Genomic DNA, 26,029 nt, shown 5'->3' with positions numbered 1-26,029 from the left:
AAGAAAAACGGATGTGTCGTCAAGCTTGTACTCAACTCATGCCTTAAGCAAAAGGTGGCAGCATGAGTAAACTTCCTTGGTTTAAGTTTTTTCCGACCGACTGGCGAGCGGATGTCGGGTTGAAGTTGTGTTCGCTTTGTGCGCGGGGTTTGTGGCTCGAGATGATTTGTATCATGCACGAGGCCGGGGGATATTTAGAGATCAATGGCAGCCCGGTATCTATACCTGCACTGGCGGCCCTGTCTGGCACAACGACCCAAGAGATCACCGGATTGCTCGGCGAACTTGAAGAGGCGGGTGTGTTCAGCAGGGATCGTAAAGGTAGGCTCTATTCCCGGCGCATGTTACGCGATCTTAAAAAGGCCAGCACTGCGCGCAACAATGGGCGTAAGGGCGGTAACCCTGCTTTGGCAAAAGCCGTAGTGCAGGGACAAAGGCTAGGAGCAGGAGCAGGACAAGGACAGGATCGGGGACCTGTAAGGGGACAAGGCCAAAGGAAAGGGAACGGTGAGGGGGCGTCGTCAAGAGTTTCAAGGAAAAGGGAAAATTCCGATTTGGATAAGGTGCCCCATAAGGAACCGGATAAGTCGAGACTTAATACCCAGAAGCCAGAGACCAGAGTCCAGACTCATAAAATAACTCCCAAGGGAGTTAACAAAAATCCTGAATATGAGACTGTCGGCTCATCTGCGGATAACGCTAAAGGTGAGCCATCACATGACGATTTTTTGGTCGATCCTGAGGGAGGAGAATTCACACAGTTGCTTCGTGAGATGGGTGAGATGGGTGAGAGTTTGGTTGTGGACGAGAATTTGGGAGAGGGCAGTCAAAGATTTGAGGATTTATCTTTTGATCCAGTAACTCAAAAAACAACACCAAAAACAATGCCAAAAACAACGCATGATCAATCAGATATCAATAAACGGGGCGTCCGTTTGAGCGAGAACTGGGAACCGACAAACGATGACATTACCTTTGCCAGAAAGAGGGGCCTAAAAGATGAGTTACTTGCCACCGAAGCACTCAAGTTTCGCAATTACTGGACCAGTCTTGCAGGACGAAAAGCTTGCAAGCTCGACTGGCATCGTACCTGGCAGAACTGGGTCTTGCGCGGATACGAAAACGGATCTGGCAACCTTGCAAAGAGCAGGGGCGCGTTTGGCCGAAGTCGTGCGCATGGGCAGCAGTCCGGCGGACAACGACCGGGCGGTCTTGACCTCGCTGAAATCGGTGCTCGGGTGCTCGGTCGGGCTCAGGCACAAGACGATCTTTCCCAAGAACGGGGGCAGTTACGCCCGGCTGGAGGAGGTGATTTTGCCCAAAAAAATGGCAGCTGAAAAGCAGACCGAAATGATCCGTATTCTCAAACTTTCCCTTGCTCCCTTGCCACGTACTGAAATCGTGCGCGAGTTGCTCAAGCTTAAGGTCAAAACCAACAGTCGCAATATGGACGTGGCAACTTTGGAATTGCAGTTGGAAGTCTATGCCGACGAGCTGGCAAAGTTTCCTGCTGACTGTGTTCTGCAAGCGCTCAAGGATGTCGGGCGGCAAAAGTGGTGGCCGGAATGGGGGCAGTTGGAGCGCATGCTTTCGCCCCTAGAAGTCACAAGGCGCGGCGTGTTACGTGCGGTCGAGGGGGCAAACAAACGGGTCAAGCCGGATAGATTAAGGGGATGCCCCAATGGAGCAGTATCCACGGGGCAAGATCTTAAACGTCTTGGTGATTTGATGCCCGTACCAAACACGGTCTAATTCGGAAGTCCAAGGTATAACCCTCACCCAAAACCCATTTCTAGTTTTGGCAGGTGCGTCCCAGAAATTTTCGGGACGCCCGAGCTTAGGCGAGGAAAAGTCTCAGTGGCGCTTGAACGAAAATAAGTACGTTTGAACGAAATAAAAGGACACTTAATACATGGCAAAAAAACTGGATATCTTAACCCCTGAACGCCTCAACAAAGATGATCAAATTATTGAAGGGGCTTTGCGCGCGCAGACTTCTGGCGAAAGCACAAAGGTTTTACGTGTTGACACGCCGAGCTTGGTTGAGACTCTTTATGAACGTCGCGTGTTTGGCCCCAAAGACAGCCGTAAGCGCCTTGCCGAACGTCGTAGAGATAACGGTTTCTGGCTGATGGAACTCTATGAGTTTCTTTATCATTCCGAAGGCGTGGCCCGTTATGAACCTTTTTCTGGTGGGGCCAAAGGTTATGGCGCGGAAATGAGCGATGCGGAAGCTGAATTACGCGCGCTTTATCACCGTTATCTGCGTGCGCTGCCCGCCACCGTGACCCAAAGTTTACGATTTCTCTGTAAGGATCAGCAAATGCCGAGAGTACAAACTGTCCCGCTCACTGAATGCCTCGATCAACTCGATAATTGGCGTGATAAAGAGCGTCGGGAAAGGCGTGAACTTATTGATTAAGTGAGTGTTCTAAAATGTAGTTATGAGGATAGAGTTGAGAGAATACACGTGACTTTAAAGGGGAAACAAAAGCGGAAGGGAGATGGCCCCTTCCGTACTGTCCCTTGGTAAAGACTTACAAAAACAGAAGGTTGGTAGTGGGATTTTTTGGGGTTGTTCTTCGATCCGGAGAGATTTTTACAAAGCAAATGTTCGTAAAAACATGCTCTTTTTAGTGTCGGTCTTGAAACTCTAAAGAAGATAAATCGTTTTTTGATTATTGAATCCCGACAATTGATTTTAGATCTTCAATATTGAATGGTTTCGAAATCGTTCCATCAAACCCAATTCTCTTATATTTCTCTATGCTCTCAATCATCAGATCTGCGGTAAATGCGTAAACTCTTAATTCGCTTTTTATATGACTTGGTATTTCGGCAATAACTTCAAGTCCGGTTTTAGTTGGCATGTGAATGTCCAATAAAACGATATCGTACTTGTTGTTGGTAATCTTTTCCAATGCCTGCTCTCCGTCTTCAGCAGTATCAAAATCAATTGACCATTTTTTTAAATGTGCGGAAACGATCATCCGATTGATTTTATTGTCATCGACGATAAGCACTTTTTGAACGGTAAGAGGTTTAGCAGTAGGTTCAAATGATCTGAGGAAATCCGTGTTTCCGGGCACATTTGATAAGTTTTTCGTCAAATCTTTCTTAATTGAAATTTCGCAATTAAATGTGGTCCCAACACCAATTTCACTCGTGGCGTAAATGCGCCCGTCCATTAGATTGATAAGCTTTTTACATATAGCGAGGCCCAATCCGGTACCTTGCTGTGATTTTTCTTTGTAATCTTCCACTTGGCTGAATTCATCGAAAACGTGTTCTAGTTGGTCCTCATGAATTCCTATGCCTGTGTCAATTACAGAAATTAACAAGGTAAGCTGATCCGAAGTTTGATTTTTTTGATTTATGATAAGTGTGACTGAGCCTTCGTCTGTGAACTTTATGGCATTGCCAACGAGGTTAAACAGAATTTGTCGAATCTTATGTAAATCACCTAATAATAAAACTCCTTTAATGGCTTCATCCACTTGAACCTTTAATTCCAGATTACTGCTTTGAGCAGCCGGGGAATACATTGAAGCAATCATTTCTGCGAGGACATCAACCTTGAAAGATGTTGGTATTAACTCAACTTTGTTGGCAGTTAATTTTGATATATCCAGGATGTCGTTCAAGATGGAACTCAAGTGGTGACCAGAACTCAGAATTATATCGATATACTTTTTTTGTGTTTCATCTGTTTTTGTAACTTTTAAAAGGTCAGCCACACCCAAAAGGGCTGTTAATGGCGTACGGATTTCGTGGCTCATTGTTGCCAAAACCGCAGTTTTAGCTTCTGTCGATTTCTCTGCTTTTTCTCTTTCAATCTGTATTAAACGGGCAGAGTGCTCACCGCGCCAAATCATCCACAACAGGACTGTTGCGGTAAAAATAATAATCAGTGCTGATAACAAAGCTAAATTTGCATCGTCTTTAATTTTTCGTATTTGCAGTCTGCTGGCTTCTTTTTTGATAACAAAATTTCGCCTAATACTTGTGTTCAGTGTTTCCATCGCCTTTAGCGCATGGCTATCATCGATACGGACCAGGTTGTCTAATTCAATACTTGATATTGATTTTGGCTGTTCAAGCATCAAAGTTAGATTAGCTTTGTATGCATCAAGCACATTTCTGATGACAACGATATCTAGATTAAAATTGCTGTAGCCTGTTCCATGAGAGTTAAGTTTGTCTAGCTCCTGAGATACAAGCTCAATTGATTCTGATGCCTTTTGGGCATATTTAATATCACGTCTGAGTACGTAATTTTTGAAAGAGTGGATAAAGCCACCATACCCAAAATGATTTCTGAGTGAACTAAGGCTATCTAGTTGTACGATCGCTTTATCGCTATAATTTTGCCAACTTATTTCAGCCTCTGAAATGTTGGATTTCAAATTAAGAGCATTAACAATTACAACTAAAACAACGAATATAGTAGCTATCGTTGTTAGCATCATTTTTGAAATAAATGCTAAGCCAAACAGCTTGGATGAAGGCATACGTAATCTACTCTGCAATAAAAATAAATAACAATTCATAATATAACATCTTGGACCGTGTAATATATAACGCCATGGATGGTAAAATTTTCTTTAATATAGAAAGATTATTTAATTATGGTCCTTACATAATAATTCCTTGTTTTTTTTGGAGACTTTAAAATTATCTGACGGGCTGTTGCCAAGGCACACTTTATAATGGTTTTTCGCGATCATATTGGTGTTTTTTTTGCGTTATTTGAGTTGATGAATATTATCAGTCATTTAAAGCAACTAAAGTCGGCACAAGGCCGATTGATCTTTTCCATCACAATAAAGTTATTAGAGAGCTGCTCCACGCCGGAATAGGGTCGGCTATATTTTATTCAAGTGTTATTTTAAAAAAGGCATATTTAATGGACGAGATTGTATTTGTTCATCTTTATGAGGTTCATGAGCAGGAACTTATTGACCTTATGAACAACGAGATGGTTGGTAAGCAGATGCCGTTACTTTCGGGTGGGTTTTCATCTGAAAATTGTCAAAATTTTTTAAAAGCAAAAAAGAAAATTTGGGACGAGCATGGCTATGGCCCCTGGGCTTTTCTAATAAAAGGTGAATTTGCGGGATGGGGTGGATTACAACCCGAACATGGTGACGCTGATTTTGCGCTGGTTCTTCATCCTAAATTCTGGGGTTGGGGCCGAAAGATTTTCGAAAAAGTCATCGCCCGTGCTTTTAACGAAATGAAGTTAAATTCGATCACTGTTTTATTTCCACCAAGCCGGACGAATTCAAAAGCTATAAAGCGTATGGGCTTTGTCGAAGATGGTGAATTGAATGTCGATGGTGCGCTCTTTATGAGGTTTCGCCTAACCAAAGCTTCGCACAAAGATAGTTATAGCAATCTTGTCTGATGATTATTCAATACTGGTCTTGTGAAAATTTCTTTCCAATAACTCTCTTACCAGCTGATATCTGTTGGGGAGAGGTTTGTGTTTTTTCGTGATCACATAAACGGTTTCGCGTGTTGGCTTTGCAAGGGGTGCTTTGCGGATAGCGTTTTGGTTGGGAAACAAGTTGACCGTAGATTCAGGTAATACAGTAAACCCAAGGCCTAGGCTAACAGGCAAGAGGATCTGGTTAATTTGGTTGATATAACTTGTTTGCCGAATTTCCTGTATATTTTTGAAATTGTTTGGATAGTTTTTCTCTAATACCTGGTTGGCATAATGGGTGCCGTTGGGGTGGTTGACATACCCCAAGGCCAAAAGTTTAGCCCAACTGTGTCCACGATCGTGCGGCACAATCAGGCAGAGTTCCTCGTGCCCCAATTTATGGATGGTGATTTCCGGATCTTCAATCACATTGGTAATCAACCCAAGGTCAAAGGTGTTGGTTTTTATCAAGTTGATGATCGTATTATTGGGGGCCGCTTCGATGCTTATGCCTAAACCGGGATGCTTTTTTTGAAGTATCAATAGCGGCGGATAAAGTTGCATGGCCATAGAGCCGGAACAGGCAATTTTACATTCTCCGTGGTGAAGGGAATCTTTCCCGAGGTTTTCACGCAGAGTTGCCTCTTGCTTGTGTTGTTTGAGGGAGAAGCTTTTAAAGATTTCTCCCGCGGGGGTCAGTTCTATTCTTTTTCCATGTCGGTAAAAAAGAGCAACCCCCATTTCTGCTTCCAGTTTCTTTAAGTGCTGTGAAACGCCGGGCTGGGTCATGTGTAGTTTTTCAGCCGTACGGGTGAAGTGTCTTGTTTCACAAAGCGTCAGGAAGGTTTGGATGAGAAATGGATTTATCATAAAATTTTATTATTAAAATTATCACAAATGATAATTTCACATAATTTATGAAAACGCGCAAGTTGTAGGAAGAAAGTGAAGTTATCTGTAGTTTTATTTTGGAGAATGGAAATGAACAGCACCTCTCAATTGCCTTATCCCCGTACCTTTTCCCATATTGGAATTTCTGTTCCTGATCTGGAAGCTGCGGTGAAATTCTACACAGAAGTTCTTGGCTGGTATCTGATTATGCAACCAACCGAAGTCGAAGAAGAGGATACAGCGATTGGCCAGATGTGTACGGATGTCTTTGGGCCGGGGTGGGGGCATTTTCGCATAGCTCATCTTTCGTCTGGAGATAAAATCGGGATAGAGCTTTTCGAATTCAAAAATCAGGAAAATCCTGAAAATAATTTTGAATACTGGAAAACGGGCATTTTTCATTTCTGTGTACAAGATCCGGATGTGGAAGGGCTGGCTGAAAAAATCGTCGCTGCTGGTGGCAAAAAACGGATGGAAAAACCACGGTTCTATTACCCCGGTGAAAAACCATATCGTATGATTTACATGGAGGATCCTTTTGGCAATATCTTGGAAATCTATAGCCACAGCTATGAACTACATTATGGCTCCGGCGCTTATAATTAAGCGTTTGTCTCTTTAACCTGCTTGGTTCTTTGTTGAAGTTTTTATGTTCATTTTTTGGTGGTGCCCGACTTTTAAATTGTTCTTATTAGTTGTGAGCGATGTGTTCTCTGTTATAGTTTTCTGTAAAAGATAAAGGCCAATAATTGGCCCAAAGAATACGAATCAGGAGAGCATCATGGTACGGATAACAGTTGGGCCGGTTATTGGCTTGGTGACCGATACGACGGCACGGGTTGCTATTGAAATTGATACGGCGGCAGATGTAACCTGTCTGGCCACAGATCGATACGGCAACTACGTTGAAGCTTCCTTGTCTTTGAAGAAAGACCGATTTACCGCTTTTGAACTTTCTGATCTGGAGCCCGATAGTCGTTATACCTTTAGTTTTGAAGGCGCTGAAAGTCCCGTGAGCTCCAGCTTTCATACTCTGGCAACGACGCCTGAACGGATGAACATTTGTGCAGTGAGTTGTAACTTTACGATTTTTCGCGAAGAGACTGATTGCTGGCGAGATCTATATGATCGGAATATTAAGCCCGGAAATATTGATCTTTTGGTGCATATCGGCGATCAGATTTATGGCGATAGCGCCTTTCAAGAAGCAGAAAGCCTTTTGGAAGGTGCGCTGGTTGGCAGTGCTGCTCAGCAAGAACAGATCAGGGATCTCTACCGAAGGCTTTATCGCATGACGTGGCGTTTCCCGGCGACACGCGATGTTATGGCCAATGTTCCTAACCTGATGATCTGGGATGATCATGAAATTCGTGATGATTGGGGCAGCCGCGCAGGGGATAATAACCCCGCGACACAGGCGCATCACATCGGTACCCTGGCCCAAGAGGTCTTTCGCGAATATCAACGCCAGCTGTGGCAAAGTGCGGATGACTGGCCGGATAACAAATTCGAGGGCCATTTTCACAAGTGGGGAGAAATCGGCCTGCTGTTTGTTGATCAGCGTGGAGGCCGAACGTTTGAATTTGATCCTGCACGCCCTTATTTGGGAACAGAACAGTGGAACCAGATTTCAACGGCCTTGTCCCCCGGCGGCTATTTTGACGATGTACGTGGTTTGGTCGTCGTAACCTCGGTGCCGCTGGTCTATCTGGGCGATGCCATTACCAATGGTGGATCTGGTCTGGTTGATGATCTGCAAGATCACTGGGCCTATGGGACCCACCGCGCCGAACAAGTCGAAATGCTGCGTGCCCTGCGTAAATGGAAAGCCGTGGGTGGCCGGGAATTGCTGGTGGTGGGCGGTGATGTCCACATCGGGGTTCACACCGATATCAAGCACAATAACCAAACCATATTCAAGCAGTTGATCACCAGCCCTATGACCAACAAACCACCGGGATTTCTCGGCTTTAAAGCGCTCAAGGCGATGCTGGAACTGGAAGAGAGCCTGACCGACAGCTATGCGTTCGAGCACTCGGACTACACCAGACTTCGCAACTACGGCATGGTCCTGGTCCGCATCCCCGAAGATGTCACCGCCACCCCCAAAGTCAGCGGCGGTTTGGAAAAACCCCACAATCAAAAAAATGGTGGCTGATCCTCGTTCTTTCTGAGCAGTTTGACCCGCGCTCCTTTGGGGCGTTTTGACATGAGTTTTTAAGTTATAATGGAAGGAAGTTACTCCCTTCCAAACCATCCCTGTTTGTTAAGGGGGGGCGGTTTTTACTTAATGGAGGGAGTGTAAAAGGTGTAGGGTGAAATTCTCCTTTTACGGTTGAAGCTTAAATTAATTGCTATCAGTGCTTGCTTGCATCCTCTGGGTTGTTTTACTGTTTAAGTCAAACGAGACCCATCAATAGATCCTTTTCTCTCAAGTCTTTAGATTTTTTGTTCTTCTCTTGTTCTTATACGTAGGTCACCCATGAAACGCTTTATCGTATTGTTTGTTTTCCTCCTCGCGGTTGCCGGGGGTGTCTCGACCGTGATTTCCCAATATCTTGCCCCTAATTTTGATAAAGGGGTCGAGGCCTTTAATGATGAAAACTATAGTGTTGCGTTGAGTGAGTTAGAGCCTTTTGCTAACCAAGGAAATCCGAAGGCTATGTACTATATCGCGAAAATGTATGCCGAAGGGCGTGGGGTGGTTCAAAATGATAATCAAGCTGTAAAATGGTATCGTCTTTCTGCTGAGAAGGGTGATTTTTACAGTCAACACAATCTGGCGGTATTTTACGAAAAAGGCAGAGGTGTACCAAAAGATATCGAGCAAGCAATTAATTGGTACATTCGTTCTGCAGAGCAGGGGAGCGTACTCAGCCAGACAGCACTTGGCCGGGTACATTTGGCTTCCGGGAAACCGGAAAAAGTGGCCGAAGCAGCTAAATGGCTTCAACTGGCTTCAGAGCAGGACAATGCAAAAAGCCAGGCTATGTTAGGATACCTTTATGCCAATGGGCTCGGCGTGGTTCAGGATGATAAGACAGCATTTAAATTGGTTTCACGTGCCGCTGAACAAGGCTTAGCACCTGCTCAGACGCTCGTCGGTCATTATTATTATAACGGCGAACTGGTTACACTTGATTTTGAAGAGGCTTTTGACTGGTACCTCTTGGCGGCAGAGCAGGGGGAAATCACAGCACAATATAATCTGGCGAACATGTATGAAGCCGGGCAAGGCACCGCCCGTGATGTTACCCGTGCCTATATGTGGTGGAGTGTGGCGGACAAGCTGGGCCGGGAAGATGCCCGGGATCGCTTGACCCAGCTAGAGCAGTCCATGACCCCGGACGAGATTAAAGCAGGTAAAAGCCTTACCGATGAATGTTTGGTCAAGCCTTATGAATACACGGGATGTTGATCTAAGTCGTTTGTCGATAATTATTTTTCAGTAATTCCTTCCAGCCTTGGTCTTTCTTAAACTCACAGGTTTCTCATGATACGCTTTGTTCTCCTTCCTCTTTTGGCTCTGCTGGTTTTGGCGGGAACGTATGTTTTGCTGGAAACAGAAAGCCCCGGCGTAAAAGCATACCTTGCGGGTGAATATGACGTTGCCCTCAAGGAACTACCGCTTGAGGCCGAGAAGGGGTTTGACGAGGCGCAATATCTGCTTGGGTTGATGTACTGGCAATCAAAGGGCGTTGTTAAAGATCCCGACCTTGCTGTAAAATGGATGACGTTGGCTGCGGAACAAGGCCATGCCGAAGCCCAGCGGACGTTGGGTGGTTTTTACCAACTTGGCGATGGCGTTCCCCAAAACGACAGGATCGCGACCCAGTGGTACAGACTTGCCGCCGGACAAGGGGACGCCGGGGCACAGTACCGCCTGGGCAAGAGCTATGCCGAAGGCTGGGAAAACGGGACCCCAAATCCCAAAGCAGCCCTGAAGTGGTACACGCTTTCCGCCGAACAGGGCTTTGGTGCTGCCCAGAACGAGCTTGGGGTTATCTATCAACATGGCCAAAACGTTCCAAAAGATCTGGGTCTTGCCCTGAAATGGTACACGCTCGCCGCCGAGCAGGGCGTTGAGGGGGCACAAGAACATGTTCTAAGCCTGAGTAACAATGCCGACCGTGTTCCGATAGAAACCGAACTTGCAAAAACAGAAAACCCGGAAAGTAAAACAGCCACTAACAGTGATGGAAAAACGGAAATTGGCAACGACCCCGCAGAGCAGGGTGCCAATAGCCTAGAAGAAGGGGAGCTGGACGGCACAACCTTATTATATATTGGGCTTTTATTTGAAAGTGGAGAGGCGGTTCACAAAGATATTGATACAGCGATGCGTTATTATAAGCTTTCTTCTGATACTGGACATGCGGATGCACAAAATCACTTGGGAAGAATTTACGAAGAAGGAAAGTTAGTCCCGCAAGATCTAAAGCTGGCTGTAAAGTATTACAAACTGGCTGCGGCGCAGGGACATGAGAGAGGGCGGGAAGGGCTTGATCGTCTCGAGAAAACAGAACCTTATCCCACTGAAGTCGCCGGGGTGAAAAGTCAGGGTGAAAACAATCTCACGCAGGAACAGCACTTTAAACAAGCGGTAAAGCTGTTTGAAGGCAGCGATTATGACGCGGCGCTTGAGACATTACTTCCTCTCGCCGAGCAGGGGCACAAGCTGGCGCAGTATAATGTCGGGGTCTTGTACCGGGATGCTCTCGGTACCGATAGAGATTACAAGGCTGCGGTTAAGTGGTTCAAACTGGCCGCCGATCAGAACGATGCAAATGCACAATTCAATCTGGGGAACATGTACAGGGATGGATATGGTGTTGAGCAAAATCATGAAACGGCTGTCGCGCTCTACCGCTTAGCTGCGGCTCAAGGGCATACAAGGGGGCAGTACATGCTGGGGGTCTTTTATACGGATGGTGTGAGCGTACCACAGGATTATAGCGAAGCTCTCAAATGGTTCAGGTTGGCGGCTGATCAGAAATCGTCCTATGCTCAGGTTGCCTTGGGGCAGCTTTATCGGGATGGTTTTGGGGTGTCACAGGACAGGGATAAGGCAATCGCATTTTTTCAACTTGCAGCGGATCAGGGCGATGAAGAAGGCAAAAGGCAGCTGGCTTTACTTTTGGCGACACAATCAAGCGATGCCAAGGACGCTGCAAAGAGCCGAGTTATTGGATCTGCCGCTCTGAAAGTTGGTCTGAATGCCTTCGAAAAAGGGGATTATTTTGAGGCGATGGAGAAGCTTTATCCCCTTGCGGAAAATGGCGAGATGGAAGCTCAGTTTGCTCTGGGGCAAATGTATCGCAAGGGATTGGGCGTGGATAAGGATAGTGGCGAAGCGCTGAAATGGACCGGGCTTGCCGCCGATCAGGGACACCAAGAGGCACAGTACTATATGGGGCTTACTTATCACTTTGGTTTTGGCTTGAAAAAGGACCCGCAAAAGGCTGTTGAGTGGTACAAAATCGCCGCTGACCAAGGTCATGCGGGGGCAAAGAAAAATCTGAGCCGATTAACGGCAATTGAGAGCCCACCCAAAAAAGATGTTGAGGTCGCGTCCATTCCAAAGCCGAAGCGAAAACCGGATGCCATACCGCCCGGAACTCAAACTTCGGGTGGGAAGGATACCACTGGTACGAAGGATACCGGGGGTGTAGGGCAAGCGCCCCATGAGATGTTGCGTGATGCTTTTGAAAGAGAGGATTACGCGCAAGTGTATGCGTTATCTTTCCCTCTTGCTCAAAAGGGCAATCCGGCAGCGCAGTATTTGATTGGAAATTTATATTATCGAGGCGAAGGGGTTCCAAAGAATTATACGCAGGCTCTTGAGTGGTATATACGATCCGCAAAACAGGGATATTTAAAAGCCGAGGTAGAACTAAGTCACATATATTTTCAGGGTAAAGTCGTTCCAGAAGATTTTTCCAAGGCTTATAAGTGGGGACTGCAAGCGGCGGTAAAGGGGAGTTCGGATGCGCAATATCTCGTCGGTGGTCTCAAACAATTCGGTCAGGGTACATCAAAAGATCCGAAAGCGGCTGTGAAATGGTACAAACTTTCTGCCGTTCAAGGGGACCCGTTCTCACAGGAAAGTCTCGGGCGAATGTATTTGCGGGGCGATGGAGTTTCTAAAGATACCACGCGCGGATATATGTGGCTCTCCCTTGCTGCCGCTCAGGGAAATAAAATAGCCAGGGAATACAGAGACAAGACAAAATCCACATTAACCTCATCTGAAATCACTGCGGCTGAAAATATGGTCCGTGATTGCATGGCCCAGAATTATCAGGGGTGTTGATTTAACTCTGCTCCTTACAAAAAAAACTCTTCTCATGTTGCCCGCTAATACATTAAACAAAACCACAGGTCGAAAATGAAACGTCTGATTGTCATATCCGTTCTTATTGCCAGTTTCTTTGGTGGAGGCATTTCTTTTGCGCAAGACCTTCAAAAGGGCGCTCAGGCATTTTTTGAAAAGAACTATGACGTCGCGTATCAAGAACTTATGCCTCTCGCCGAAGAGGGGGAGCCGATGGCAGAGTTCCTGATTGGCTCAATGTACAGCGAGGGCTTGGGGCTGCCGCAGGATCGGAAAACGGGCTTTGTCTGGATGCGGCGGGCGGCGGATCACGGCAACGTTTATGCTCAAGCCCTGATCGGGGCGATGTATCGCTATGGTAAGGGCATTCCCAAGGATTATGATAAAGCTTTTAAGTATTTTAGCCTTGCTGCGGATCAAGGGAGCGAGGCGGCGCTCCATGGTCTTGCAGGTCTCTATCATCATGGCTTGGGGGTTGAACAGGATGCGGACAAAGCCATTTCACTTTATAAACACTCTGCTGAAGCAGGCATGGAAGATGCCTATAACGACCTTGGTGAAATTTACGAAGACGGTGTCATTGTTAACAGAGACCTTGAACGTGCCAAGGGATGGTATCGGCTTGCGGCGGTTGCGGGGGATAGCGAAGGACAGGAAAATTATATTCGTCTGAAAAAAATAACAAACAATGAAATAACAAACGGCGAGGACATCGCTTCGTCATCAAACCTTGATGACAGATTTTCCAAAGCGATGGATTTCATCAAAGAGGGAGATCTCAAAACCGGGCTCAGATACCTTACTTCTTTGGTTAAAGAAGGACACGCGGACTCTCAGTTCACCTTGGGGATGATGCACACTTTAGGAGAAGGATTACCTGTTAACAGGCCGGAGGGTTTGAGGCTGTTCCGGCTTGCTGCTCATCAAGGTCACGGGCAAGCGCAACACATGGCCGGGCTGTACACCAGTGTCGAAGGCACCAAGCTTTATAACCGGGAAGAAGCCATAAAATGGCTCCGACTTGCTGCGGATCAGGGCATTGAAGAGGCCGGGGAATTGCTGGCGGAAATGGAGGCTGAAGACGTTGATGACCCCTTACAGAAAGAAAAAAAGAGCCCTTCTGCCTCTAGTGTTCTCTCGAAAATCCCCCCTAAAATTACCCCTAAAATTGCCGCAGATTACCAAAAAAGCCTGGGTGCAATAAAAAGAAAAGACTATGAAGTCGCGCTTGAATACCTGATTCCTTTGGTAGAACAAGGCCATGCTGATTCCCAAGTCCTTCTGGGCGCAATGTATTCCGTGGGGAATGGTGTAGCAAAGGACGATCAGGAAGCTTTGCGTTTATATACCCTTGCCGCAGAGCAAGGGCATGCAAAGGCTCAATCCATCCTCGCGCTTGTATACAGCTTGATTGGTAGCCATACCTATGATCCCGTCAAAGCTGAGAAATGGTTAAAACTATCTGCGGCCCAAGGGGATAAATACGCTATTGAGACGCTGGAACTTTTCAAAGAGAAAGGCATTATTCCGACGGAACCCTCAGACGGTATAGCTTTTGAGCCTCAACCAGAAAAAGATAAAATTGTTATAGACGGCCTTAAAGAAGGTATCGAGGCCTATACCAACCAAGACTATTTCACGGCGCTGGAACTGCTTTACCCGCTTGCCGAAGACGGCGTGGTTGAGGCGCAGTTCATGATGGGTGAAATGTTTCGCCAAGGCCTTGGGGTAAGTCAAAGCAAGGCGGAAGCGGTCAAGTGGATGAAACGCGCCGCAGAGCAAGGGCATGCAAAGGCAAGATTTCATCTTAATAACTTAAACGGTAATGCCAGTTCGTCGGGCAAAAAAACTGCACGCAATCAAACAGCCGCCATTCCCAAGCCTCTTCGAAAACCCGCCACTGTTCCTGAACGCCCCCCGGTTAAAGAGCAATCTTCGCCTCAAAAAGAAAATGAAGTTGATTTTCTTGCAGGCTCCGGATCCCAACCAAAAGGTAAAAACGTCAGTGATATTGATGACGATGTTCTTAAAGGCATCGTAAAAGCTTTTTCAGATAAAGATTATAAAAAAGCCTTTAACCTGTTAGGTCCTGTTGCTCAAGCCGGGCATTTGGAAGGGCAATATCTTCTGGCTGGAATGTATGTCGTTGGCCGGGGAACGTCCGAAAATATACCCAAGGGTATAGAGCTTTTCAAACAATCTGCCGAGGGTGGATTTGCGAAAGCTCAAATGCGCCTGAGCTATATGTATTTTAATGCTGAGGTTGTTCCGGAAGATCTAAACGCAGCTTATTATTGGGCGCGAAAAGCGGCCGACCAGGGAAGTGCAGAAGGGCAATATATGGTTGGAACACTCTTGGCCACAGGAGAGCGTGATCCGGAAAAACTTAAAGAGGCGGCGAAATGGTTCAAACGTGCTGCGGAACAAGGCGACGCCCCGGCGCAAAGCTATCTTGCTCTTTTGCTTATGATCTCAGAGGATACCTTGCTTGAAGGGCTGATGTGGTTATCGCTTGCAACGAAACAAGGAAACGAAGAAGCACAAGAATATTGGGATAGTTTCACCGCCAAGATGCCCGAAGAAGACCTCGCGACAGTAAGGGATATGACCCGTAATTGCCTGGCAAAAAATTATCAGGGGTGTTAATTACTTCACTGTAATCCAACAATTTTCCATCTCCATTATTGAGTAAGCACTTATGTTCAAGTCTTTTGCGTTGTTTAGCGCTGTCGTTATTTCATTTCTTGGGTCTTCCGTTTCGGCTATGGACGAGGTTGAGTTTGGCAAGCTGCTCTTGCCGGGCAAGATTACCGTGACAAATCCCTTTCTTGATAGCTGTGACAGTAAAGTGGAATGCGGTCGGTTTTATAAGTTACTCCATGCCGGGATTGATTACAGGGCCAGAACCCCGACCAAAGTAACATCACCTGTTGAGGGCATTGTTGTGAAAATGGAGTACGGTGGGAAAGTTTATTCACCTCAGAAAGACCGCTCAGGAACCATTATGATAAAGACCAAGGGCGAAAAGCCAATGTACTTTATGTTTTTGCATATGAGTAAGAGCTTCGTAAAGGCGGGGGATAAGGTTCAGATTGGGTGTGTTGTCGGACTAACAGGCAAGAAGGGGACGATATTTCCGCATCTTCACGTTGAGTATAAAGAAATTCCAAGTGGGTCATATAGGCGACCAACGCCGTCTTTGAAAACCGTCGCAGAAATAAAAAAGCGCGGTAATATCTCTCCGACAGAGGCGGTCCTGAATACAGAACCAGCTGTCCCAACTGGTCATACTTGCGTCACTGGCAGCTAAGAAATTGGTAAAAATACTGGTGATAAATTGACAAGGACTGTTGATCTAATTCGATCCAGCACATTGAAATACGATATTATTGCCGCCTATAAATCCCCATTGTGACACCATTTTTTGTGGTATCTGATTTTGTTAAGGTCAGGTTTTGGGGAATAACGCCTTCGCCGAACAGGCGCTTGCCTTGGCCGAGTATGACGGGGAAGGTCCAGAGGCGGAACTCGTCGATTAAGTCGTGTTTCAGCAGTGTCTGAATTAAATTACAGCTGCCGTGGACTTGGATTAAATTTCCCGGTTGCTGTTTAAGGGTTTTAATTTTCGAACATACATCGCCATATATAAGTCCAGAGTTTTGCCAAGTTAGATCGAGATCCTGGGTGGATACGACGTACTTTTGGGCATTGTTCATCATTGTTGCTAGAGGGTCGTCGGTACTTGCCGTTGACCAATGGGGTGCGAACATCTCATAGGTTTTACGGCCAAAAAGCATGTCATAGGGTTCGCTCATGGCCTCGCGCTGGGCTTGCTCCATAACCTCTGCCCAATAATCGTTTGCCCATCCGCCACGCATGAACCCACCAGTGGTATCTTCTTGTGGGCTGGAAGGTGCTTGCATGACACCATCGAGGGTCACAAAAGCCAAAATGGCAAGTTTGCGTGACGGTGTAGATGCATGATTTTTGGACGTAGATTTCATGTGTAAACCTCCTATGATCTCATAGTCACCGTAGCCAAATCAACAGGGTTTACCCCCCTCACTGGCGCACCGCTTCATACCCCTGTTGCTTTAGGAAATGTTGCACGGATTTGTCACCGCCGAGGTGGCCGGCGCCGACGGCGATAAAGATTTTGCCGGAGCCCTTCATCATGCTGTCGATTTGATAGGCCCAGTTTAGATTGCGGTTGGTTAGTAAGGCGGATTTCATTTTTTCATCGTCACCGAATGAAGCGTTCATCAGATTGGCGAGGTCGTCAATTTCACCTTTTTTCCAAAAGCTGAACAGTTGGTCGAGCATGTCGGTGTCTTCAACCAACTGCTGCACGGAACCTTCGAAAAAATCGAGATCTTCTTGCGGGCTTAGGTTGCCAAAAATACTGAACTGCTGGTCAAGGGTTTCGAGATAACGAAGCTTTTTACCCTCTGCTTTGGCGGCATCCCATAAGACTTTATCGACACCTGCTTCGGGGTCAATGCCCTTGGCCTGCATCTGGAAGGTGGCAAGTGTAACCGCCGCCAGCCAAGGGCGCATAGGGGCGAAATTTTTAACCGCGCTTTTCGATATGCCGAGGGATTTTAAGGTTTTCAAGAAATAGTCCCGGCCTTGGGGGCTGAGGTCCTCGTAAAAGGGTTTGCCAGAATGATTGATGCCATACTCCTGCATCATCGGTGCCATGCTTTCGGGGGTGGCTTCGTTGACCGGAGCTTCCATGTAAAAGGTAGTCGCGGCATCAAAGGCATTGTTGATTTTATCGGTGCGCCAATCGAGCCCTTTTTCCAGCGCGTGCACGGTACCAAACAACCAGATCTCGCTATCTGCGTCGGTGAGTTTCCAAAGGGCTGGATTAACATCATCGTCCGCCCATACTTGAGAACTGCTCAAGGAAAGCCCCGCCGTAGCGGCAGTTAAGCCCAAACCGATATCTGCGACCAGTAATGTGCCGAGTAAAGCTGAGGCCAGGGACTTAGAGGTCGTATGTTTGACAACAGAAAGAAAGCTCATGAGATATCCTCAAAGTAATAAGGTGCGGAATAAGGCAACTGGCCTAAAGGCATAAAGAAAACTGGAAACAGAAGAAAATATGTATAAAGCCAAGCTGGTTGAAGCCAGCATAAATCTAACCTGAAAATGTTACCAGATCGTTTTTGTGACAATAAGCCAATAGTTGTGTTTCAAAGCAATATATTAAAGAGAGCAAGTCATTTTTTTTATCGTCAAAATCTGGATATAGCTGGATATTTTGGGGGGATGGTTCTAATTTAAGCAGAAGGGTCATAAAAAACCAAATTCCCAAAGAGGAATCATCGAAGGGCCAAAAAAGGACCTCAAATAAGAAAATGATCCATAAAATTTCAAAGGGCTATTAAAAAGCTCATAATTGAGGGAAGTTCATGCCCAGTTTGTTACTTGAAAAACTCGTCAAAGAAGTGCGTCGTTATCAAAATCGTGATTTCCTGCACGCTGCGATGGCAGTATGTGCGATCACGGCTTATAGCGATGGTGAAGTCTCTATCCAAGAGCGCTATTCAATTGATTATGCCATTGATAATATTGAGGCTTTAAAAGATTTCGATCCTGTGCGGGCGATTGAAATTCTCGACGATTACATCTATCTGCTCAAAGCAGAGCAAAGTGCCGAAAATCAAGATAGATCAGAAGGTGCCAAAAACGAGCTTTATAAAAAGATTAAAGTTTTTGAAGGAAACTACAAAAAATCCCGCACCTTGTTACGTGTGGCTCATCTGATTATCAGTGCGGACCGCGATATAGACCCCCGCGAAGAAAAAGAGTTTGCCATGATCTGCAACCTGCTTGGGCTGGAAGCAAAATATCTCTGGAAGCAAATCTCAGCCCAAAAGGCCCTTTAGGGGCTGTTCATCGTTAGAAGTACTTTAAAATAAAGGGTTTCGAAAGGAATGTACTCCTTTCGCGCTACTCCTGTTTAAAGGCTGGATCTAACAGAGTGAAAGCCTCTGCTCGGGAAACCCGTACCTGCTTGCGCGCAGTAATCAGGCCCACACCACGGTTACAGCAGTTCATCCTGACCGTTTGGCAGGGAGATCCACAGAACGAGTTGTGTGTCCAGGGAATGACGCGAGAGATGGCCTTTGCCGTGGGTGTTTTCAACTAGAACGAGCCCTAGAGTTGTATCGTCACTCACCCCCGGTCAACTCTTTGTTAAATCCTCTGCGAGCATCAGAGCATTGTTGTCCGGGTCATAGAATGTGGCAGTTTTGACCATGCCATCGACCACATCTGTTGGGCCATCAAATCGAACGCCAACATCTTCCATTTTAACCCTTGCGGCATCAAGATCTTCTACGCCGAACACAGGAACACAATTTCCAGGGGCCGGTTTTGTGTGCTCGCCAAGGCCAATTGTTACGCCTTGTGTGTTGGTTTTAATTTCAGACCAACCCGCTTCATCTGCATGGTAAATAGTCTCAAAACCAAGCATTTCCTTGTACCAATCAGCACTTTCGTGGCGGTCTTTGACCGACATCGCAATTGTAATCGTTTCATTCAATTTTATGAGCGCCATGGACTTCCCTTTATATTTTAAATATAGTAACTATACTTTATGGACATAAATATTTTTGTCAATATCACTTCAAGAGCTTGGGCACTGCCCATCTTGGCGAAACTCCACTCTGGCATACCGGGGCGGCAAGCCGCATTGCTGAACGCAACCGGAGCAAGCAGAACGGCCTTCACTCAAAGTATGGAGCATCTGATCAAGATTGGCTTGTTAGAGCGCAATCCCGGCCACGGCCACCCTTTGCGCCCGGAATTTCGACTAACACCTGTTGGCCAAGCGGCAGCCGTAATTGCGCATAAAATTCTAGACGTATCGGAAGACGACGAGCAGGATTTGCTTCGGAGGTCTTGGACCTTGCCAGTGCTGGCAACTCTGCAAAGGCCAAGTCAATTTAGTGAAATTAAGCGGAGTTTGTTGACGATTTCGGATCGGGCGTTGTCACAGTCGTTGCGGCGCATGGAAGATCGAAAATGGGTACATAGGCGCGTTGAAAATGAAGTTCGCCCACCAATGCCACTTTATTACGCAATCAACACTGGTGCGATGATCCGTAACGTTACAAGCGATTTAACTTTTGGTTGATGATAAAAGCCAAAAGCTGCCGTTCAAATGTTGCGTATGAACGATGACGTGTCCTCAATTCGCGATTTACCTCGCTGCCCCTCGCTATTATCCGCTTTGGGTTGGTAGAGGTTGCTTTAAAAGAAAGGGTTTCGAAAGGGATGTATCCCTTTCGCGCTATCCCTGTTTAAAAGACGGGCCTAAGAGAGTAAAAACCTCTGCTCGGAAAACCCGTACCTGCTTCGCTCAGCAATATACCTATATCGCCCACACCATAACTACAGCGGTTCATCCAGACCGTTATGTGCCAACAGTGGACATTTGGGTATTTAACAATCAGGCCAAAGTTCGTGTATTTTAAGTACTGAAATATAGTAAGCAGGCTAGGTTATTTGGCGGGGTAACCTAGATTGTCAGCCTTCCAATTGCGATTTTATGGGCTTGGGTATATCGAGATACCTCAACCAAAGTAATAATTAAATTATTACGGCTTTTCACAATAGAGTATAACTTCAATTAAAACTTGCAAATTAAAGCGGCACGCCTCCAAATGTGGCAATCACTCTTGGAGACAACTATGCGCGCAATTCTCGGGCTTGTATTTTTACTATCCTCATCCACAGCATTTGCTGAAAAAATCATATGGTATGAAAACGAAACTGTAATTTGGGAAAAACTTCCTGAATATATAAAAAATTATGACGAAGAATGCAGAGAAGGTAATCAGCTATCCTGCTCTACTCTAAGCTTGTATGACAACGTCTATGATTTTGATAGAATTATATCGAGTTATCACACTCAGTGTATCTTAAATGAAGCTAATTGCTTTTTAATTGGTGAAATGTATCGTCTTGGGCTTGGTGTTAAATACGATCAAGAAAAGGCTTTTAACTTTGATAAGAAAGCCTGTTATTCAAAACACTCACCATCTTGTGTTAATGGCGGCGACGCTTTTAGGCACGGATATGGCAGCGTAGTCAAAAATGTACCTCTTGCTATTAAAATTTATAAATTGGAGTGCCAAAGTGACAAGTTCTTTGGTTGCGCAAAGCTTGGAAGCTTATACCGCGAAGGCATCCACTTACCCAAAGATGACCAGAAAGCTTTATCACTTTTTAAATTAGCCTGCGACAATGTTAAACCTCTAGGCTGCTCCGAACTGATTTCCATGTATAGACTGGGCGGGGATAACATCGATCATAATATCCCAAAAGCAGATATATTGAGTGACGAATTGTCTTTTTTCTTGGCAAAGGAATGTTCGTCAAAGAAAACTTACTTAGCAAGAATCCACTGCGAAGTACTACAATTTAGTTCTTCGTCATTAACGAAGCGAAGAATACTATCTAAGCGAAAATTCTTTCCTTAACTGTAGCGGCTTGAAAAGACCCGAGCTTTGGATTGAAATAATCGGAGATTTGGGATCGAATTAAATGAAACTATAAATCAGCTTCGGCTCGAATTATATGATAATGAGATCACATTATCTGCAACTATAAATAGGATTATGGTCTTAGCCGCTCAGTGCCATAAGCGGACCTACATTAATTTTGTAGTATCAAAATTGTCCAAACTAAATAAACTGCCCGCTTATTTCACTACTAACTTCAATTGTTTTAATAAATCCTGTTCATCACCTTGAATCGCGCAGCAAGAAAAGTCTAGTGGGCCCAAGCCAATCAATTCCCCTACTTGATTACAATAATTTTGCAATTCCGATAAAAACTCTAACAGTTCTCGTTCAGAGGTCCCACCAAGTGGTTGCCCATTAAAATGTGCCTTTCGGTCAAAGTGTGCCAAGCGCTTATTCCTAGCGGTGGATATTTTCGTCCCAAAACACTTTAATTTCGCAGTCGTATCTTCAATTTCAGTATTTAACAGATTATTATCCTGAAGCCGTGAATTGATGAGGTCGATGGTAATGTTTTCCTTACCATTCATTTCTTCCCTATCCATTATTTTACATACCTGCAATTTCCAATCCCTATGTATTATTGCGGCAATATCGAAAAAAAATGCAGCGGCCACTTTAGTCAATATATCTCTGTTCTCTTCACAAAATAAATTGCAGTACAAATTGTATTCTTTTCGAATTTCGATACAGTGATCTCTTAAAGCTTTAAAATCTATGTGTAATTTTTTTTCAGCTGGTTCCATGATTGACGTTACCTTTTCTTCGCATGCACCTTGCTTACGATAAACGATTTCACTCAACGTCCGCTTAAGTCAGAAAGTGCCGATCCTAGTAGCTATGCCAAAGTTCTTGAAATGTCTCTAATCAGAAATGGAAACCATCTTGTAACGCCGAATTGCTTCCTTGGTCGCCCCTTCAAGATTGGGCATCATTGTCCGCCAGTTGATGTTCAACTGGTCTAGTTTTCTACGTATTGGTCCAATTTCGCAATATTTTAATTTGAAAAGAAGAGGTTTTTTGGTTGTGTCTAAAACCTGTTGATATAGCTCATCATTTTTGTGATCAGTTAGGTATTGATCAAAGGTCACGAAATTTGATTTTTTTTGATCAAGGGGCGGTTTTGCTCCCCGCTCACTTACATCCGATAGTGTCGGAATATGGGAAGTAAATATACCTTGCTGAGCTATGATATTAGCATTTTGAAATTTAGGGACATCCACTATCTCCAAAAATTTAAAAACCTTAACCAATTCGGGTAAGAGGCGTGGTATTACCCAAATTCCAAGCTCCATATTCGCGTTGTCGGAATTGATTCTATCAATACTCTCCACTGCAAAAAATAAAGCTACATATGGGTTACTCGTCCAGTCAAGTAAGCGTGTTGGAAGCCCATAGTGTTGCGCAAGGGCGAGTGCACGTAACTGTTCCTTGGTTGGAAAACTAAATTCACTAAATCCTAGGGGATTCAATTGAGAAAGAGATGATCCCTCAGCTCTTTCACGAGACCTTCTGTCATCAATGATACCTACAGAATCGTTGTCTATGAACATCCCCAGATCGTTAATACCTTCTAGAAATTGGTGAAATGGTTGAAGTTCGTGGTCGAAATGACCTGCCCCAAAATGAGCACTAACCCGGTTTTGTTGAGTACTTATTTGTTCGGGAGTGGCTTGATTGGGTAATCTGTAAACTGATGGTTCAAGCTTCCATGTCGCCTCTTTGTGGCCACGGAATAGAAACTCTCGCGGCTTAGTTCCTCCCGGCACGTTATACATATCGGCTTCAACGTCCAGTGCCTTTAGTAAAAAGTGAGCATGTGGGCAATGGTATTCATAGAATGAGCCTCGATCAATTGCTGCTATTTTGTCAATTTCCAATCCGCGGGGAAAAATTGGAGGAATATAACCTGCATCCAATTCGTGTTTTAACATTTTACGAGATGGTTGAATCGAACGATTGACCATAGCTTATTCCAATCAGCGCGTAAGAAACGATAGCAATGAGAACTAACCTGTAATAGCTTGACACCATCCGGGCTGTAATATGAAAGGAATCCCCCTGAACAGATTTTTACAGACGGTCTTCAAAACGGAAAAAACAAAAGAGGAAAAAATATAACTTTAACCGGGTGTCTCGCTTGGGTCATTTTTTCTAGGATATGTCCTTTCTTCTTGAATTTTCCCATCAACCTTGTGAATTTTCACTGACCCAGTCCTATTCTTCATGTATTCACGAGTTTCTTTAATAATTTCTTCTTTTGTTCCAGCCGTTTTAGAAGCTCGATCGTTCCCTACTTTAGTCAGTTTCCAAATTTTCCCATCTTTTGTAATGTGGTAGTCATCCATTATTGTCTCCTATTAAGTTTCAGTAATAATTAAATATTATATAAAATAGGTAGACGCACAACCTTTGGTGTTAATACTTCCAATTAAACGGCCATGTTCTTGGCGTCATGACATTTTAAAACTTGAAATGCTGAAAGCATTTTGTATTTTTGATTGCATGATAATGCATTTTGTTGCAATTTTATGCGTAGTATAATTCTCACCTACTTGATAGGCGACCATGTCGGATTTGACTTTTGATCTTAACAATCCAGATACCCGTCAGGCTGTAATGCTGGAGCGCTTGCAGCAAGGGAATACGTTGGTGGCGCGGGAAATTGGGGAAGAGTTCGGTATTTCTATCGACACTGTGCGGCGTGACTTGATCGCGCTGGAAGAGCTTGGATTGTTAAAGAGGGTCAAGGGCGGGGCAATTTCGATTCAGTCAATGCCGCAAATACCTGCGGTCCCTATGGTTGAACGTCTGCAATCGCGAACGAATTGGTTAGGGGATGCCTATGCTGACGATCCGGGTAAGGTTTCTGATGCGTTTTCTGATTTGTTGTCGGGGTCTCCGACGCTTTTTCTCGACGGTGGCACGTCGGTACTGTTTTTTACCTGCCAGTTGCCGCAGAACTTCGCTGGTGTGGTGATCACGCCGTCGCCTTTTGTGGCGGGGGTGATGTTGGAAAAGGAAATCGAGACGGTCATGATCGGGGGCAAGATCAGGCCACAAGGCGGGATTGCCACCGGGCTGGACGCTGTGCGGGCGCTTTCGGATTGCACGGCGGATGTTGCTGTGCTTGGGGCCTGTGGTCTTGATCCACGGTTTGGTCTTTCGGCGGATGATCTGGACGAAGCCGCAGTCAAACAAACCATGGCCCGCAACGCGCAAAAGGTCGTGGTTCTGGCCTCTCGTAATCAAGTGAACACGCAGTCCAGACACCGGGTGCTGCCGTGTATGGATATTGATGTCCTTATTACCAATGCGGAAAAACACGACACTTCTGTTTATCAACTGTCGGAAATTGAGGTGCGCCATGTCTGATAAGACATCAAGCAATGGGTCTGATAAGACATCAAGCAATGGGTCTGATAAGACATCAAGCAATGGGTCTGAGTATCACCTAACAAAAGACATTAAGCCTGGCTTCTGGTCCCCGCGAAAAGCTGTGGCGGCGATGTTTATTCTCAACGGCGGGCTTTATGGATGTTGGGCGGCGCGTATTCCTTCTATCCAGCAGTATTTTGATCTCTCTCCCGGCGATCTTGGGCTTTTTTTGCTGCTTTTGGCGGGCGGGGCGATTGCAGCCTTTCCGCTTTCGGGGGCGCTGTCGGATCGTTTTGGTCCGGCCAAGATCACGCTGGTTTGTGCGCTGGTGTACTGCCCAGCGTTGGTGATGATTGGCTATAGCGCCAACCTTGGCTTTCTGGCGCTTTCGATCTTTTTTTTTGGTGCGGGGCACGGGGCCATGGATGTGGCGATGAACGGTTGGGCCGCAGAGGTCGAGCGGGGGTATGGCCGCTCTATCATGTCAAGCTTTCACGCGCTGTTTTCTGTGGGGGCCGGGATCGGTGCAGGCTTTGGTGCTTTCGCGGCGTGGCAAGCGGTGAGCTATAGCGCGCAGTTTGCCGGTTTTGCTCTGTTACTGGCGCCTTTAATTTGGTTCGCCGCGCGACCGTTGTTGACGGGTAAATTCAAAACATCGCAGGCGAACAGCACGGGGTATTCTCAAGTAGAGAATGGTCCGAAAACAAATGCCCAACAAGAAACAAATGTCCCGCAAAAAACAGATGATGGACAAGGAGCCGCGCGCAATAAACCCAAGCTGGTCTTGCCAAAGGGCGCGCTGCTGGTGGTGGCATTGGTGGCCTTTTCCTGTGCGGTGGGTGAGGGGGCAATGGCTGACTGGTCCGCGGTTTTTCTGGCATCGGTTATCTTTGCCAGCGAAGGTCAGGCCGCGTTGGGCTTTACGGTATTTTCTATTGCCATGGTCGCAATGCGTTTTGCAGGCGACGGCATCATCACCCGCTTTGGCCCCGTAAATACCCTACGGTTTTGTGGGGGCGCAGCGCTGGTTGGCTCAGTCATTACGGCGACGACGACCGGTCTTTGGGCGGGTTATGTCGGTCTTGCGCTGATGGGCGTGGGCTATTCCATCGTCTTTCCGTTGGTGTTTTCCCGTGCCGCCAACAGCAGCCAGCTTAGCCCCGGTGTGGCCATTGCTTCGGTTGCGATCTTTGGCTACGGCGGCCTGCTGCTCGGCCCGCCCCTGATCGGATTTGTCGCCGAGATTTCCTCGCTGCGCTTTTCCTTTGGTATTTTCGTGCTGTTGTCGCTGGTCCTGATCATCGGTGCTGTGGCGTTTCGCCCGAAGGTAAGCCGGAAAGCGATGGTCCCCTGATAAGAGAAACCTTTCGCCTCTAACAGGAGGTCGCTTTTGTGCCGCCGCGCTATTCTGGCGAGAGTGTTTTGGGCGCATATCCAAAGTTGAGGTGGCGGAAATCATTA

The 26,029-nt window shown here is 45.9% G+C and carries 24 protein-coding genes; 16 read left to right on the top strand and 8 right to left on the bottom strand.

Annotation, left to right across the window (positions count from 1 at the left end; all coding sequences use genetic code 11):
* Window positions 1–62 precede the first annotated feature (62 nt).
* From ACFSKO_RS09285 to ACFSKO_RS09275, 3 genes are all read left to right on the top strand, one after another.
* Window positions 63–1,337, top strand: a complete 1,275-nt coding sequence (locus ACFSKO_RS09285) for a hypothetical protein (RefSeq protein ID WP_380250764.1) — start codon at window positions 63–65, stop codon at window positions 1,335–1,337.
* On the top strand, window positions 1,315–1,752 hold the full coding sequence (locus ACFSKO_RS09280) for a hypothetical protein (RefSeq protein ID WP_380250762.1): 438 nt from the start codon (window positions 1,315–1,317) through the stop codon (window positions 1,750–1,752). Before ACFSKO_RS09285 ends, ACFSKO_RS09280 begins: the two co-directional genes overlap by 23 nt.
* Before the next feature lie 160 nt (window positions 1,753–1,912).
* On the top strand, window positions 1,913–2,422 hold the full coding sequence (locus ACFSKO_RS09275; protein ID WP_380250760.1) for a hypothetical protein: 510 nt from the start codon (window positions 1,913–1,915) through the stop codon (window positions 2,420–2,422).
* 256 nt (window positions 2,423–2,678) lie between these two features.
* On the opposite strand, the gene ACFSKO_RS09270 is transcribed toward ACFSKO_RS09275, so the two are convergent.
* Complete coding sequence (locus ACFSKO_RS09270; RefSeq protein ID WP_380250758.1) at window positions 2,679–4,511, bottom strand: ATP-binding protein; 1,833 nt, start codon at window positions 4,509–4,511, stop codon at window positions 2,679–2,681.
* Window positions 4,512–4,906: 395 nt separating this feature from the next.
* Between ACFSKO_RS09270 and ACFSKO_RS09265 the strand changes: the two genes are divergently transcribed.
* Complete coding sequence (locus ACFSKO_RS09265; RefSeq protein WP_380250756.1) at window positions 4,907–5,407, top strand: GNAT family N-acetyltransferase; 501 nt, start codon at window positions 4,907–4,909, stop codon at window positions 5,405–5,407.
* A gap of 3 nt (window positions 5,408–5,410) precedes the next feature.
* Here the strand turns inward: ACFSKO_RS09265 and ACFSKO_RS09260 are convergent, their stop codons facing one another.
* Window positions 5,411–6,298 (bottom strand): LysR family transcriptional regulator, encoded by an 888-nt coding sequence (locus ACFSKO_RS09260; protein ID WP_380250754.1) that lies wholly within the window; start codon window positions 6,296–6,298, stop codon window positions 5,411–5,413.
* A gap of 111 nt (window positions 6,299–6,409) precedes the next feature.
* Here ACFSKO_RS09260 and ACFSKO_RS09255 point away from each other — a divergent pair, with 111 nt between their 5' ends.
* The 6 genes from ACFSKO_RS09255 (at window position 6,410) to ACFSKO_RS09230 (ending at window position 15,963) form a co-directional block, all read left to right on the top strand.
* Window positions 6,410–6,925 (top strand): lactoylglutathione lyase family protein, encoded by a 516-nt coding sequence (locus ACFSKO_RS09255; protein WP_380250752.1) that lies wholly within the window; start codon window positions 6,410–6,412, stop codon window positions 6,923–6,925.
* Between the two features lie 175 nt (window positions 6,926–7,100).
* Window positions 7,101–8,477: an alkaline phosphatase D family protein gene (locus ACFSKO_RS09250; RefSeq protein WP_380250750.1), complete on the top strand. Its 1,377-nt coding sequence runs from the start codon at window positions 7,101–7,103 to the stop codon at window positions 8,475–8,477.
* A 324-nt stretch (window positions 8,478–8,801) separates the two neighbouring features.
* A complete protein-coding gene (locus ACFSKO_RS09245; protein WP_380250748.1) occupies window positions 8,802–9,737 on the top strand; it encodes a tetratricopeptide repeat protein in 936 nt (311 codons plus the stop codon).
* A 75-nt stretch (window positions 9,738–9,812) separates the two neighbouring features.
* Window positions 9,813–12,632, top strand: coding sequence for an SEL1-like repeat protein (locus ACFSKO_RS09240; RefSeq protein WP_380250746.1), 2,820 nt, complete (start codon window positions 9,813–9,815; stop codon window positions 12,630–12,632).
* A 75-nt stretch (window positions 12,633–12,707) separates the two neighbouring features.
* Window positions 12,708–15,299: a tetratricopeptide repeat protein gene (locus ACFSKO_RS09235; protein ID WP_380250745.1), complete on the top strand. Its 2,592-nt coding sequence runs from the start codon at window positions 12,708–12,710 to the stop codon at window positions 15,297–15,299.
* Between the two features lie 52 nt (window positions 15,300–15,351).
* A complete protein-coding gene (locus ACFSKO_RS09230; protein WP_380250743.1) occupies window positions 15,352–15,963 on the top strand; it encodes a M23 family metallopeptidase in 612 nt (203 codons plus the stop codon).
* A 76-nt stretch (window positions 15,964–16,039) separates the two neighbouring features.
* On the opposite strand, the gene ACFSKO_RS09225 is transcribed toward ACFSKO_RS09230, so the two are convergent.
* Window positions 16,040–16,657, bottom strand: coding sequence for a dihydrofolate reductase family protein (locus ACFSKO_RS09225; protein ID WP_380250741.1), 618 nt, complete (start codon window positions 16,655–16,657; stop codon window positions 16,040–16,042).
* 58 nt (window positions 16,658–16,715) lie between these two features.
* Window positions 16,716–17,681: a TraB/GumN family protein gene (locus tag ACFSKO_RS09220; RefSeq protein WP_380250739.1), complete on the bottom strand. Its 966-nt coding sequence runs from the start codon at window positions 17,679–17,681 to the stop codon at window positions 16,716–16,718.
* A gap of 389 nt (window positions 17,682–18,070) precedes the next feature.
* Here ACFSKO_RS09220 and ACFSKO_RS09215 point away from each other — a divergent pair, with 389 nt between their 5' ends.
* Window positions 18,071–18,547, top strand: coding sequence for a tellurite resistance TerB family protein (locus ACFSKO_RS09215; protein ID WP_380250737.1), 477 nt, complete (start codon window positions 18,071–18,073; stop codon window positions 18,545–18,547).
* Window positions 18,548–18,642: 95 nt separating this feature from the next.
* Window positions 18,643–18,810, top strand: a complete 168-nt coding sequence (locus ACFSKO_RS09210; RefSeq protein ID WP_380250735.1) for a hypothetical protein — start codon at window positions 18,643–18,645, stop codon at window positions 18,808–18,810.
* A 36-nt stretch (window positions 18,811–18,846) separates the two neighbouring features.
* Here ACFSKO_RS09210 and ACFSKO_RS09205 read toward each other — a convergent pair whose 3' ends face one another.
* Entirely contained in the window at window positions 18,847–19,221 is a 375-nt protein-coding gene (locus ACFSKO_RS09205) for a VOC family protein (RefSeq protein ID WP_380250733.1), read from the bottom strand.
* Between the two features lie 93 nt (window positions 19,222–19,314).
* On the opposite strand from ACFSKO_RS09205, the gene ACFSKO_RS09200 reads away from it, so the two are divergent.
* Both ACFSKO_RS09200 and ACFSKO_RS09195 read left to right on the top strand, forming a co-directional pair.
* Window positions 19,315–19,800, top strand: a complete 486-nt coding sequence (locus ACFSKO_RS09200) for a winged helix-turn-helix transcriptional regulator (RefSeq protein WP_380250731.1) — start codon at window positions 19,315–19,317, stop codon at window positions 19,798–19,800.
* Between the two features lie 556 nt (window positions 19,801–20,356).
* Entirely contained in the window at window positions 20,357–21,148 is a 792-nt protein-coding gene (locus ACFSKO_RS09195) for a tetratricopeptide repeat protein (protein ID WP_380250729.1), read from the top strand.
* Window positions 21,149–21,369: 221 nt separating this feature from the next.
* Here the strand turns inward: ACFSKO_RS09195 and ACFSKO_RS09190 are convergent, their stop codons facing one another.
* The 3 genes from ACFSKO_RS09190 to ACFSKO_RS09180 form a co-directional block, all read right to left on the bottom strand.
* Window positions 21,370–21,993, bottom strand: a complete 624-nt coding sequence (locus tag ACFSKO_RS09190; protein ID WP_380250727.1) for an AbiU2 domain-containing protein — start codon at window positions 21,991–21,993, stop codon at window positions 21,370–21,372.
* A gap of 60 nt (window positions 21,994–22,053) precedes the next feature.
* Complete coding sequence (locus ACFSKO_RS09185; protein ID WP_380250725.1) at window positions 22,054–23,157, bottom strand: FRG domain-containing protein; 1,104 nt, start codon at window positions 23,155–23,157, stop codon at window positions 22,054–22,056.
* A gap of 156 nt (window positions 23,158–23,313) precedes the next feature.
* Window positions 23,314–23,538, bottom strand: coding sequence for a DUF2188 domain-containing protein (locus tag ACFSKO_RS09180; RefSeq protein WP_380250723.1), 225 nt, complete (start codon window positions 23,536–23,538; stop codon window positions 23,314–23,316).
* 220 nt (window positions 23,539–23,758) lie between these two features.
* Here ACFSKO_RS09180 and ACFSKO_RS09175 point away from each other — a divergent pair, with 220 nt between their 5' ends.
* Window positions 23,759–24,565: a DeoR/GlpR family DNA-binding transcription regulator gene (locus ACFSKO_RS09175; protein WP_380250721.1), complete on the top strand. Its 807-nt coding sequence runs from the start codon at window positions 23,759–23,761 to the stop codon at window positions 24,563–24,565.
* The gene (locus ACFSKO_RS09170) at window positions 24,558–25,922 is read left to right on the top strand and encodes an MFS transporter (RefSeq protein ID WP_380250719.1); all 1,365 of its coding nucleotides are present in this window, start codon (window positions 24,558–24,560) and stop codon (window positions 25,920–25,922) included. Before ACFSKO_RS09175 ends, ACFSKO_RS09170 begins: the two co-directional genes overlap by 8 nt.
* Window positions 25,923–26,029 lie beyond the last annotated feature (107 nt).

Origin of the sequence: Kiloniella antarctica (assembly GCF_042682825.1) — a bacterium.
GTDB lineage: Bacteria > Pseudomonadota > Alphaproteobacteria > Kiloniellales > Kiloniellaceae > Kiloniella > Kiloniella antarctica.
Note: the sequence above shows the minus strand (reverse complement) of the source record. Positions and strands in the feature narration are given on the sequence as shown.